Source organism: Flavobacterium sedimenticola (assembly GCF_030053345.1).
GTDB lineage: Bacteria > Bacteroidota > Bacteroidia > Flavobacteriales > Flavobacteriaceae > Flavobacterium > Flavobacterium sedimenticola.
Genome location: NZ_JASGBP010000004.1, coordinates 1 through 13,151, shown reverse-complemented (window position 1 = coordinate 13,151; position 13,151 = coordinate 1). Strand labels below are relative to the sequence as shown.

The following is a 13,151-nucleotide window of genomic DNA, read 5'->3' as shown; positions in this document are numbered from 1 at the left end:
GTTATTGTTCAACATATTTTTTAAAATTGTCCAATATGGCTTGCCAGCCGCCACGTTGCAGGTCGACCGGATTTTGATGTTCGGGTTCAAAATTTTCAGTCACAATTACGTTGTGGTCCATCCGGTCAAATTTTACGGTTACTTTTCTGCCGTCGGCAATGGTGTATACTACTTTTTTGTGCGGTATGACTTCCCGGTAGGTTCCGGTAAAATCAAAACGCACACTACCGTCTTTAGCGGCCATGGTATAAAGGAAATCTTTTCCGGTTTCCAAATGGTTCTCTGCTTTGGGGCAATGCCAATCGGGCGAGGCAAAATTCCAATGCACAATATGCTGTGGTTGTGTGAACTTCTCCCATGCTTCTTCTAATGAAGTTTTGAGTGTGATTTTTACCGTAATGCTTTTGGTGTCACTTTCGGCTATGTTTTTTACCCTTTCCAAAGCTTTCGGGAACGCCTCATTAAAATAGTCTATGTACTTTTCGACGACATCGACGGAGACGTTAACGGTGGTTAGGCCGTTGTTTTCGCTCAAATCATAACGCTCTTCCGAACCCGACCACGATTGTGTTTCTATGGTTATAGGCTGTTCTTCATAATTAGCGATGTCGCCTATATGTTGAAAAACCATGCTTTCAAAAGGTCTCTTTAAAACAATTTTAGAATTCATGCCATCGCCGCTCGACGAGAGAAAATAAATTTTGCTGCCTTCGTTCCAATCGGAAATGACGAAAGAACCCTCGCAGAAGGCACTGGTCCAATCTTGATAATTTTCTTCATCCCAAAGCGAATACCAAACTTTTTCTTTAGGAGCATGAATAGCGATGCTGAATGTTAGTTTTTTCATTTCTTTACTTTTTTTAAATTCTCATTTCTTTTAAACTGAACCATCCGGCGAATTAAATCGGTTGGAATAGGCTGGTCTAACGGAAACTGAACGGCTCCTTTTGAATTTTTATAGCCTGAAATCTCTTTTTGAAACGCTGCAATGGCAGATCCGGTCGGGTAAAAGCCAATATGGTTTTTGTAGACCGCAAAATACACCAACGGGCCGTTTTGTTTGAATGCCGGCATTTGATAACTGATGCATTCCTCTGCTTCGGTAGCCGTTTCCTTGATAGTGCGACGGATAGTCTCCAACAGCGGTTTTACACTTTGCTCCTGAAGCGTGATGTAGTCATCAATAGTTTTGTATACCGTTTTCATCATCCGAATTTTTTGCGGAAGGGTAAAGTTACAAAATCAAGGCTGCCGATGTCCTTTATGCTTCATAAAATTCAATCGGTAAGTCATCCGGGTCATTGATGAACGTGAATCGTTTTCCCGTATATTCGTCAATGCGAATGGGCTCTGACGCTATTTGAAATTGGTTTAAATGGGCTATGATTTTTTCTATACTTCCGACTTCAAAAGCCAAATGTCGTAACCCGACGGCTTCGGGTCGCGATACTCTTTGGGGCGGATTGGGGAACGAAAACAATTCGAGGATATAGATGCCGTTAAGCGCTAAGTCTAATTTAAACGATTGGCGTTCGGCTCGGTATACTTCCCGAATGATTTCCAATCCGAGGATTTCGGTGTAAAACTTTTTTGAAATCTCATAATTCGAACAAATCACGGCTACGTGATGTACTTTTTGAAGCATGTGTTATATTTTTTTCTTGGCCACTTTGTTGTGTATTACATTGACTTGTTGCAAAGCGGCACTGCTGTACCAAAGCGTCATATCGGCTTCAAAAATACGGGCTTTTACCGCCGGATCGGTAGCTACTAAAGCGTTGGCTTCTTCTATTGAACTGACATTGAAAATAAAAACACCGCGGTAATTTTTATCGTTTTTGCCAAAAGGTCCGGCGACTACTAATTTGCCTTCAGCGGCTAATTTGTTAATGTTGGCCATGTGTCCTTCAAACAATTGAGCGCGTTCTTCTTTGGTGGCATTGGTGTTGGAACCGGTTTTCAATAGGCAAAGCACATAGGTTTTCATGCCATAATCATCGGCGCTGAGTTGCTGAGCCAAAGCGGCATCGTAGTCGGGATTGTTTTCCTGAGCCATGCCGTAACCGGTTGCGATTAAAAAGAAAAAGAGAATTTTTTTCATGATTATTTTTGTTGAGGTGGGTTATCGGAAAAGTGTGCCTTTATTTTGGTTGCTGCCTCACGACCGTGTTTTTTGGCATACCAAAAACCAATCATAAAAGCTATTGTGTCAAGATAGTCTATCATCACTAGGCGGAAAGTTGTATCTTTTTTCGTTGTAAAAGAAGATAGCTGTAACAGCCTAAAAAGGGCAAAGTAAACAACATCATCTTCGGATTCCAACTTAATACACCTACCAAAAGCAACATCAGAAACAACAAGGCTATTGCCGTTGAGGCTATGAATACCCAACTCATTTTGGGTTTGGCAATCAGTAATGAAAAAACTAAAATAAGTTGACCCAACAGCGGAATCAGAATAAACGGATGTAAAAAGGCTTCGGGCGATTGATTTATTTTTCGCAACAAATCGAACTCAATTTGCACAATGAATTCACTTTGTTTCGCCCATTCCAAATAGCCGATGAAAGAGCTTAAAAACAAACCGAGGATTACTTTTTTAAAGGATGTCATGGTATTGTATTTACAGTAAAAATACAAAAAATTACAAGCCGATTCTTTTCAAAGTAGTGGCAATTACCGAATTGATTTCGGCTGAAAGTTTGGCTTTATAGATTAATCCGACATACATTACGGAAACGAGTATCGATTTTAGAAGGATATTCGGAATCGGGTGAAACGGAAATTCCCAATAGTAAAACGCAAAGAAGCAAATCAAACCGATACCAAATGCGTAGAGATTTTTGAGGGTAAACGGATACAAATTCATTTTGAATACCACAAACAACAATTTGGCGATGCTGTACAGCATAATCGATATTAAGGTCGCCATAGCCGCCCCGTTGATGAAATATCTCGGAATAAAATACATGTTAAGCGTTACGGCTAAAAAGGCCAATAACAAGCCCAGAAACAAAACGGCTTTGTAATATTTGGAGTTGAAAATAATGGCGTTGTTGTTACCCAACAGTAAATCGAAATATTTGGAAAGACCAATTACAAAAACCACAAAAACACCGCCGCGATAGTTTTCGGGCAACAGCAGGTACAATTGGTTGATGTTCACCAATATGCCTACAAATACCAAACCACCAACAATTTGCAACGAGATAGACGTCTTTTTATACAAATCGTTCAGTTCATCGTGTTTGCCTTCGGTCATCAATTTGGCCGTAATGGGATACGTAATTTGATGCATGGCTCTGCTCGGTACCGATATTACCGTAGCAATAAAAATAGCCACCGAATAATAAGCGATATTTTCAATTTTGATATACTGGCCAATCATGTTTTTATCGATGTCGAGCAGCATATTGGCAATACTTCCGGAGAGAATGATAAACAGTGAATAGGTGAGTACGGCTTTGCCGTTATGCGGCATTTTAAACGAAAATTGTATCGGTTGTACTCTATTGGCATAAAACAACATGACCAAGGTGGTAAGCAAATAAATGCCCATCAGGATATCGACAAAAGTTTCGGCGGATATAATGCCGTAATACACGGCAAACAAAAAGACCGTGATAAAAATACGCAGTAAAATTTCTTTCACAAAACTCCCGAAAACCGATTGCATGTGCACTTTGACCCAAGCATAGAAAATTTCAAAATAGCCCATACACAAACCAATGACCGGAATTTGCCAAAAGTAGTCGTAGATGATGGGATTTTTGCGCGAAAAAAAGGAAGCGATGTCGTGGTAAAAGAAGCTACCGACAAGCAATAACGGCACTAATACGATAAGCGGTAAGACCATCACAAACGTGAGAAACTCGCTTTTTTCTTTTTCAGTTTGGTATTGCGAAAAGAATTTGACCAAGGTGTTGTGCACTCCAAAAGCCATCAGCGGGAAAATTATATTGGCCGAGGATAAAATGTAACCGGTTAGTCCGTAAAATGTCTCGCCTAAAAAATGCGGATACATCAACAGCGTATTTGCGGCGCCAATCGCAAAACCAATATAGGTAATGATGGTGTTTTTGATGGATTGATTGACAACGATGCCCATGAATGGTTGCGGGTTACGAGTTACGGGTTACGAGTTTTGACAGTTTTTCTGTTAAGCTTTTTCGGGAATATTGTTGCAAACCAACGGCATGAACTTTTAGATTTTGCTTTTGGTATTCCTGATAATATTTCAAAAGTACGTCTTTTAGTCTTTCTTTTTCGTCATAGGTAAAGAAAACCCCGGTATTGGTCGTGGTGATGATTTCGGCAAAATCAGAACCTTCCGGGCCGATGGCCACAATAGGCCTTTCGGAAACCAAGTATTCAAACAATTTTCCCGGAATAATGCTTTTGGTGTCTTCGGAATCAATTTCAATCAGCAATAATACTTGTGATTTTCGTTGGTGGGCTACGGCTTCGCTGTGCGAAATATAACCCAGGTTCATGACAAACTCATCGAGTTTGAATTCGGCTATGGTGTCCAACACTTCGCGGCTCACGGCGCCGATTAATTTCAGTTGAAAATCCTTTCTGAAATCGGGATGCTCTTTGGTTAATTCCTTCAGCGCTTTCCACAAAATACGCGGATTTCTCTCCGATAAAAACGAACCGATATGTGCCAACGTAAATTTTTCATCCAGCGGCTGTCGGACAATGTTTTCGGTATCGTAGCCATTGGTAATCACGGCTATCGGTCGTTGGGTAATGGCTTCGAATTCGGCTTTGGTCGTTTTACTCGTTACAATGATGGTATCGGCTGTGGTGAGTACTTCTTGCTCCAACGCTTTGTGCTTTTTTTCGGCATACGAAGATAATTTCAATGCTTTGTGGTATCCGATGGTCGTCCAAGGATCGCGAAAATCGGCCAACCAGTGCAGTCCTAATTCTTTTTTTAACTGCAAACCGATAAGATGTAAACTGTGTGGTGGACCCGAAGTGACAACGGTGTCTATATTGTTTTCCTGAATGTATTTTTTTAAAAATTTAACCGAAGGATTTACCCAAAAACAGCGTGCATCGGGAATAAAAATATTCCCGCGAATCCACAGCAGGAATTTTTCCAAGAGCGTTTGCTTTTTTTGATTCGGAATGATTCCGGAGCTGATTTTTCGGGTTTTGTTTTTGCCGAAAAGCGAGGCCAATCCATAGGGTTCGAAAATTTTGTTTTTCAAAATAATCGCTTTTTCCGATACTTCGCTTTCCAAATCCGAATCGACGATAGGATAGGTTGGATTTTCGGGAATGTATACTATAGGCTGAATGTGATAATCGGGTAAATATTTGACAAACTTTAACCATCGTTGCACACCCGGTCCGCCGGCCGGTGGCCAATAATAGGTTATGATTAAAAGTTTTTTGGGTTCAGCCACGTTGTTGCAATGCTATTTTACAGATTCGTTTTTCTTTCTTTTTTGCTCCAGGTAGACCACGCCGATAATGGCAAAGGCCATAGCTATGGCGCTGAGTAAAGCAATGGTGCTGCCGGTTTTTACAACTTGCGGTTCAAATGTAAATTCCACGGTGTGTTTTCCGGCCGGAATTTGAATCCCGCGCTGTACGTAATTTACGCGGTAAATAGGCGTTTCTTTCCCATCAACAGTAGCTTTCCAACCGGTATAATAGTTTTCCGAGAACACGGCAAAACCATCATAGCTGTTTTGGGATACATATTTGATGTAATTCGGCTCGTATTCTTTGACTGTGATAGATGCAACACTGTCTTTTTGGTATTTTGGCGTCAGTGAAACGTTATCTAAATCATTCAACTTACTTCTCACGGCAACATTTTTGGTGTCGATGTTGCCCAGTGTTTTCATTTCTTCATCAGCCGAATTTACCGTTTTCAGTGTGGCTACAAACCAAGCATTACCGTTTGCGTTCGGGTTTTTCACCGCTACGCTTTCGCCGTCATTGGTTTGCAACAACAGGTATTTTACATTCAACGCATTCAACACCGGAATGTCTGCGGTTAATGTCATGGTTTCGGGATCGATACTTTTGTTTAAATCGTTTAATTGTTTGTCGATTTGGTAATCAAACAATTGTTCGTATCGACGGGGTCTCACCGCACTGTATCCGCCAACCGCTTTGTGAAAATACGACGTGCGACCCAACAGACGGCCTTGTAATTCGTATACTCTGAAAATCGAAGTGTCTTTTAAAATTTCCTTGTCGGCCGCTGTTTCTTCAAACGGTTGCTCGACTTCGCGGGCACTTCGGAATTGTCTTCCGTCATTGCTGACATATTTTTTATCGATAAAAAACAAATCACCCACCATGATTAATCCTACCAGAATTACGGCTGTGGTTGAAGCTAATTTTTCTTTAAGGAATAGCCACAAAATTCCGAAGGCCATCAGCATCAAAACGCCGGAGCGCAATAAATCGGCTTTAAACAAATCCATTCGGTCTTCGCGTAAAGCCGATACAAATCCCTCGCCAAAGGTTTTATCCTGACCTTGGTTGAGCATGCTTTCCAATCGGGCATCAATCGCACTTTCAAAAGAGAAAGCACCTTTACACACATAAATTAAAGCCACCAAACCAATAGCCGTTGCTGCCGTATAGAGTAGTGATTTTTTTCGGTTATCGCTTTCTTTCATAAAAGATTGCAATCCCATGACTGCCAACACCGGTACACAGAGTTCCAAAATAACTTGTATAGAAGAAACGGCCCTGAATTTGTCGTAGAAAGGCACATAATCGATAAAGAAATCGGTAAGACCGGTGAAGTTTTTTCCCCATGACAAAAGCAATGAGAAAATCGCACCGGCTAAAAAGGCATACTTCACTTTTCTGCGGTCATGATACAAGGCGAGCACACTCAGGAAAAAAACCACCGCGCCAATGTACGCCGGAGCGGCCACTATGGGTTGATCGCCCCAATAGGTAGGCGCATAATTTTCGGTAAAGGTTTGGGCTTCACTTTCGGTGGCACCATACGAAAGCATGTAATTATATACATGAGAATCGGTGCCCAACGTTTCACTGTTACCACCACCGTAGAGTCGGGGCGCAATAAGGTTTAAACTTTCGCCGATACCATAACTGTATTCGGTAATGTATTCTCTGGGCATGGATGCGGTTTCGTCATTTTTAGAACCATCGGCTTTAAACGACAACTCGTTTTTGCCACGCATACTAAAGTCGGCGTATTCCTTGGTGGCCATCAAGCCTGTGGCATTCACGCCCAGAGCCAATACCAAAGCGATGGCAAAAGTGCCTGCAATTTTGGGTAACGATTGCCATTCTTTTTCTTGGATTAATCGGTACACGAAATATACCGAAAGTACCAAGAGCAACAACAACAAATAGTACGTCATTTGGAAGTGGTTGGCGTTGATTTCCAGAGCTACTGCCAACATGGTCAGGATGCCGCCGTGCAGGTACTTTCGTTTAAAGACCAATATAAAACCGGCGATTACCATAGGCATATAAGCTATAGCATGGGCTTTTGCATTGTGACCAACCCCTAAGATGACAATAAAATAAGTCGATAGTCCGAAGGCCAAGGCTCCGAAAAAAGCCTTTAACGGATCGGTTCGAAAGACGAGCAATAGCGAGTAGAATCCGAGGAAATATAGGAAAAGATAATCAGCCGGACGGGGTAAAAACCGCAAGGCATCATCTAACATTCCGATATAGTCGTGCGGGTATTTGGCTCCTAACTGATAGGTAGGCATTCCGCCAAAAGCAGCATTGGTCCAAAACGGTTCGGTTTGTGTTTCAGCTCTGAAGACATTTTGTTCTTTGGCCATTCCGGTATACTGAACGATATCGGATTGGTATATTTTTTTGTTTTGCAGAACGGGATAAAAATAGAGGAGTGAAACGATAATAAAACCAAGAATGGTTAACAAATGCGGATAGGCCTTTTGAAGTTGTTTCATAGTATTGGATTAGATTGAATCGGGAAATTAGTCGATTTCTTCGAAATCAACATATTCGCCGACAATTTTCTTTTCTTTCGGTTTTTCCGATGAAGCTTTTTGGGTATTTTGCTGTTGGTATTGTTGGCGGTATTGTTCCTGTTGCTCTTGGAATTGTTGCGTCGCTTTTTCCACTACCTTTTTGGCTACCACCGGCAAAAACAATCGGGCCAAGAACCTGAAAATGTAGTAAAAAGCAATAATATAAAGTAAGGTTTTTACAAACCCGGGCATAGATGCAGTTTCCATTCTAATCAATAAAATTTGTCAAAAGTACTAAATTCTCTGATGTAAAATTTGCTTTGCTATCTTAAATAAATAATAAAATATATTACTTTTGGAAGACTATTATTTTCTGCAAACCGACAAATCTGTTATGATAAAAAAGAAATTGCTTTTGGTACTCGGGTTTTTGATGATTTCAACTACTCAGTATGCCCAATACACCGATATTATAAATTCTAACCGTCCGGGCGAATCGATGTCGGCTTTCTCTGTTGGTAAAACAGTGATTCAGGCAGAAGGCGGTTTGTATGGTATTCAGGAAAAGCATGATTTGGCTCGCTATGAAGCCAATGGTTTCGGAACCGAATTGGATGTACGTTACGGCGCTTTTTTCGATCAATTTGAATTTATTTTGAATACGCAATACCAATACGATTGGTATACCGCTCCTTTAGTTTCGGATACCCGAGGCGGTTTCAAACAGTTTACTTTGGGAGCTAAATATTTGGTATACGATCCGTTTGTGCAATTGAAGGATGAAAAGCCCAATGTGTACAGTTGGAAAGCCAATCATCGTTTCAGTTGGAAACAATTTATTCCCGCGGTAGCCGTATATGGTGGTTTCAATTTGAATTTAGGAACAAACCCGTTTACTTTCGATTCCGATCCTACCATCAGTCCGAAATTGATGGTCATTACCCAACATCATTTCGGCTCCAAATGGGTTTGGGTTAACAATATCATTGCCGATAAGTACATGACCGATTACCCTACTTTGGGATGGATTTCAACTATGACCCGAGGTTTTAACATGCGATGGTCGGGCTTTTTAGAAGTACAGGGTTATAAGAGTGATTGGTATGCCGATAGCGTGTTCAGATTGGGTGCGGCTTATTTGGTCAGAGAAAATATCCAATTGGATGCTTCTTTAGCAAAAAACATCAAAGATACTCCGGCCATATTATATGGTAGTTTCGGAATGTCTTGGCGTTTTGACAGTAATTATGAAACAAATTACAGACGCATCAAAAACGATAAAAAAGACGATAAAAAGAAAAAAGATAAAAAATCGAAAAGAGACAAAGGGAAAAAACGTAAAGACGAAGTAGAATTAGAAAATACGAAGCCGTAATGATTACTGTAGTTGAAGCCAATACCAAAGCGTTATTAAAAGAATACGTAAAATTTCCTTTTGAATTATACAAGAACCATCCGTATTGGGTGCCGCCTTTGATTGCAGACGAACTTGAAACGTTTGATAAAAGTAAAAACCCGGCATTTTCATCGGCAGAAGCCTATTTTTATTTGGCTTACAGAGATGGAAAAGTGGTTGGCCGGATAGCAGCCATTATTAATTGGAATGAAGTCAACAATCAAGGCAAAAAGAAAGTGCGTTTTGGGTGGTGGGACGTTGTTGACGATATCGCTGTTACGAAAGCATTGTTGGAAAAAGTATACGAGTTGGGCATGGCTCACGATTTGGATCATGTGGAAGGTCCCATGGGTTTTTCCAACTTAGACAAAGTAGGCGTACTCACGGAGGGTTTTAACGAGATAGGTTCTATGATTACATGGTATAATTATCCATATTACAAAGACCACTTAGAGCAGTTAGGTTTCGTTAAAGAAAAGGAGTATCTCGAAAACCGCTTTAGTTTTAACAATGTGAATCCGGATTTTTTTATCAAAGCCAATGATTTGATTGTCAAACGATACGGGTTAAAACCGGTCAATTTTACGTCTACTTCCGCCATTATGCCGTATGTGGATAAAATGTTTGATTTATTCAATGCTTCCTATGCATCACTATCCTCTTTTGTGGCGATCACCGAAGTCCAGAAAGAATATTTCAAAAAGAAGTACATCAGCTTTATCAATCCGGAATACATTAAGTTTATTTTAGATAAAGACGATAAGATGATTGCGTTTAGTATTGTAATGCCGAGTTTCTCCGAAGCCTTGCAAAAAACCAAAGGCAAATTGTTTCCTTTTGGATTCTATCATTTGTTGCAAGCCAAGAAAAACAGCAAAGATGTATTGTTTTACTTAATCGGAATCGATCCGGAATATCAAAGTAAAGGAGTAACCGCAGTCGTTTTTAATGAATATTACAAAGTTTTCAAAGCGAAAGGGATTCAAAATTGTATCCGAACACCGGAGCTCGAGGATAATCATGCGATTCATAATATTTGGAAGCATTTCAATCCGGTTACTTTCAGAAGAAGACGAACTTACACGAAGTCGCTCTAACCCGAAATTTCTTTCTCCAAAATAAACACCTCTCAAATAACAGGATGACTCTTGTTAAAGTTTTTGTTCAGTGCGATAAAAAGGTGCTATTCCTTTGATTTTTTTTGAAAAAAGCCCAAATCAAGTGTTAAAAAAAAATGGCATTTGTGCAGTTAATCGATAAAAACCAAAGGTTCGTAGAAAACTTACGAGTTTTTTAACATTTATTTAGAATTGTGCCTAATTTTAACATCCCATTCCAAGAATCTACCTGCTTATTGTTTTTCTTTTTGCTTTCAAAACTGAAAATTTCTGATGTTTTGGTGCCCTAATTTACACTAATCCAAACCTGTTCGTGATGTGGTATTCCAATAATACATAACATTATGAAAAACACTACTTTACTTAAGTTTTTAGGATTTCCCTGTTGTAGCGATTATGTCGTTAGTAAAGGGGAAAACGGGTTTAAGTTAGATTTTTCCAAAGCAACAGCATTGGATAGTGATTACTCCAAAACACAGGGTAACACTAAAAACAAAGGAGCGATTAGCATTATCATGCTACTCATCCTTTTTTTATTTTCTAACATTTCTACCGCTCAGATTACCTTAGACGGTGATCCGAACGATTGGGGAACTTTACTGGCTTCTCCGGGTGGAATCAAAGCCAGAATCACCGATCCGATTGATAGTACGGATGATATTTGGACCTTGGGTTCCAAAGATACACTTCCGATTAGTCAATGGGCATGGACAACTAATGGGGCCAACGACAAAAACAACATGGCCAACGTTGGGTATTATTTTGACGGAACCCGATTGTATTTCTTTGCCGACAGAAGAGCCAATAATGGTGATTCGGCTATCGGATTTTGGATTCTTCAAGATAGTGTCGGCAAATTAGGTGTTACCAGTGGAGGTTTTAGCGGGCAACACGTAGATGGTGATATCTTAATGATTAGTCACTTCGTTAACGGTGGTGCTGTCGCAGATATCAATGCCTATCGATGGATTAACGGGGCATTAGATCCAACGCCCATTCCGCTACCTACTTCGGGCTTAGATGCCAGAGTAAACGTGGGTACGGTAAACGCACCGGCTTCATGGAACTATGTGCCGAAATTTGGTGCTGCCGGAACCTATCCTGACTCTTCGTTCTTCGAAGGGTTTATTGATTTAAGTAGTGTCAACTTTAATTTGAGCGTTTGTCTGGGAACTTTCCTGGCGGAAACCAGACAGTCTCAATCACTAACCGCTTCCTTAGAAGATTTGGCGAGAGGCCGTTTTGGCTCTGTACCGGAACCAAAAACGTTAGTAGGAAGCTCGTTTTGTAGTGCTGTTCCTAACAGCGGAACCATTACCATGGCTAACTCTGAAACTCAGGTAAGTTATCAGCTTAAAAACAATGCAGACAATAGTAATGTGCAAGCAGCACAGTTAGGTACCGGTGGTACACTAACATGGTCTAACTTGCCGGCCGGCAGTTATTACGTTATTGCTACCAATGTGTTGTCAGAATGTACACTCGAAATTGGTAGGCCGACTGTAGTTTCAGTTATACAGTCTCCAACGGTAACGGTAAACTCACCTTCTAAGTGTGCTAATGATCCGGCGGTGACTATTACAGCTACTCCAAATCCGGCAGGTACCTATACCTATACTTGGGTAGTGCCTCAAGGTGCATCAAACCCGGGTAATGTGGCAAGTTTCAGCGCCACTGTAGCCGGTGTTTACTCGGTTACCATTTCCAATGGAACTTGTTCAGGACAAGGTTCAGGAACTTTAACAGTGAATCCTAACCCCACTTTAGTAACTCATAATCCGGCACCGGTTTGTGCTCCTCTAACTGTTGATTTGACAGCTGCAGCCGTAACGGCAGGTAGTAATTTAGAGGGAGGCACTTTAACTTATTGGACAGATGCCGGAGCAACGATTGCACTAAACAATCCGAGCGCTGTTTCAGCCTCCGGTACTTATTATATAAAAGTAACAACATCGGCGAATTGTTTCGATATCAAGCCGGTTACGGTTACAATCATTCCTATCATTCCTATTCAAATCAATTGTCCGCAAAACAGCTCAACCAGTGCCTGTGCTTATGCCGATCAGGCAGCGGTTAACGCAGCTTTCCAAACTTGGTTGGCAGGTTTTACGGCTAGTGGTGGAAACGGCACTCTAGTTACTTCCGGTCTTCAGAATCATACAGCCCCGGCTCTGTGTACCGGCGGATCAGTAACCGTTAACTTTAGTGCCTCTGATGATTGTGGAAAACAAGCAAGTTGTTCTGCCACCTTTACCATTACAGCTCCTGCAGCGGTAACCACCAATGCCCCGGCAAACGCTTCGGCTTCGGCTTGTGCGTATGCGGATCAGGCAGCGGTTAACGCAGCTTTTGCAGCATTCTTAAACGGCTTTAGTGTAAGTGGCGGATGTGCTCCAAGCGGCAGCTTCACCGGACAACCGGTAGCACCAAGCTTGTGTGAGGGCGGCACCACTACAGTAGTTTACAATGTAAGTGATAAATGCTACAGTGGTTCGGTAACCAGAACCTTTACCATTACAGCTCCTGCGGCGGTAATCACCAATGCCCCGGCAAACGCTTCGGCTTCGGCTTGTGCGTATGCGGATCAGGCAGCGGTTAACGCGGCTTTTGCAGCATTCTTAAACGGCTTTAGTGTAAGTGGCGGATGTGCTCCAAGCGGCAGCTTCACCGGACAACCGGT

12 protein-coding genes are annotated in these 13,151 nt (G+C 41.3%); 3 read left to right on the top strand and 9 right to left on the bottom strand.

The genetic code is table 11. The annotated features are described in order from the left end of the window. Position 1: 1 nt before the first annotated feature. The 9 genes from QHT84_RS14150 to QHT84_RS07885 form a co-directional block, all read right to left on the bottom strand. A complete protein-coding gene (locus tag QHT84_RS14150; RefSeq protein WP_321169576.1) occupies positions 2 to 847 on the bottom strand; it encodes an SRPBCC domain-containing protein in 846 nt (281 codons plus the stop codon). Beyond that, positions 844 to 1,206, bottom strand: a complete 363-nt coding sequence (locus tag QHT84_RS07920; protein WP_283239024.1) for an iron chaperone — start codon at positions 1,204 to 1,206, stop codon at positions 844 to 846. The genes QHT84_RS14150 and QHT84_RS07920 overlap by 4 nt, the downstream gene beginning before the upstream one ends. A 55-nt stretch (positions 1,207 to 1,261) precedes the next feature. Beyond that, the gene (gloA2, locus tag QHT84_RS07915) at positions 1,262 to 1,645 is read right to left on the bottom strand and encodes an SMU1112c/YaeR family gloxylase I-like metalloprotein (protein ID WP_283239023.1); all 384 of its coding nucleotides are present in this window, start codon (positions 1,643 to 1,645) and stop codon (positions 1,262 to 1,264) included. 3 nt (positions 1,646 to 1,648) lie between these two features. Next, positions 1,649 to 2,101 (bottom strand): YciI family protein, encoded by a 453-nt coding sequence (locus QHT84_RS07910; protein ID WP_283239022.1) that lies wholly within the window; start codon positions 2,099 to 2,101, stop codon positions 1,649 to 1,651. Between the two features lie 127 nt (positions 2,102 to 2,228). Then, entirely contained in the window at positions 2,229 to 2,612 is a 384-nt protein-coding gene (locus QHT84_RS07905; RefSeq protein WP_283239021.1) for a hypothetical protein, read from the bottom strand. A 31-nt stretch (positions 2,613 to 2,643) separates the two neighbouring features. Continuing rightward, positions 2,644 to 4,107: a lipopolysaccharide biosynthesis protein gene (locus QHT84_RS07900; RefSeq protein ID WP_283239020.1), complete on the bottom strand. Its 1,464-nt coding sequence runs from the start codon at positions 4,105 to 4,107 to the stop codon at positions 2,644 to 2,646. A gap of 13 nt (positions 4,108 to 4,120) precedes the next feature. After that, positions 4,121 to 5,416, bottom strand: coding sequence for a glycosyltransferase family 4 protein (locus QHT84_RS07895; RefSeq protein ID WP_283239019.1), 1,296 nt, complete (start codon positions 5,414 to 5,416; stop codon positions 4,121 to 4,123). Between the two features lie 12 nt (positions 5,417 to 5,428). Beyond that, the gene (locus QHT84_RS07890; protein ID WP_283239018.1) at positions 5,429 to 7,936 is read right to left on the bottom strand and encodes a YfhO family protein; all 2,508 of its coding nucleotides are present in this window, start codon (positions 7,934 to 7,936) and stop codon (positions 5,429 to 5,431) included. A gap of 27 nt (positions 7,937 to 7,963) precedes the next feature. Continuing rightward, complete coding sequence (locus tag QHT84_RS07885; RefSeq protein WP_283239017.1) at positions 7,964 to 8,224, bottom strand: DUF4834 family protein; 261 nt, start codon at positions 8,222 to 8,224, stop codon at positions 7,964 to 7,966. 127 nt (positions 8,225 to 8,351) lie between these two features. Between QHT84_RS07885 and QHT84_RS07880 the strand changes: the two genes are divergently transcribed. The 3 genes from QHT84_RS07880 to QHT84_RS07870 all read left to right on the top strand — a co-directional run. After that, on the top strand, positions 8,352 to 9,332 hold the full coding sequence (locus tag QHT84_RS07880) for a transporter (RefSeq protein ID WP_283239016.1): 981 nt from the start codon (positions 8,352 to 8,354) through the stop codon (positions 9,330 to 9,332). Next, positions 9,332 to 10,450: a GTP cyclohydrolase gene (locus QHT84_RS07875; RefSeq protein ID WP_283239015.1), complete on the top strand. Its 1,119-nt coding sequence runs from the start codon at positions 9,332 to 9,334 to the stop codon at positions 10,448 to 10,450. Before QHT84_RS07880 ends, QHT84_RS07875 begins: the two co-directional genes overlap by 1 nt. A 365-nt stretch (positions 10,451 to 10,815) precedes the next feature. Continuing rightward, positions 10,816 to 13,151: hypothetical protein (locus tag QHT84_RS07870; RefSeq protein ID WP_283239014.1), on the top strand; the 2,336-nt coding region annotated here is incomplete at its 3' end.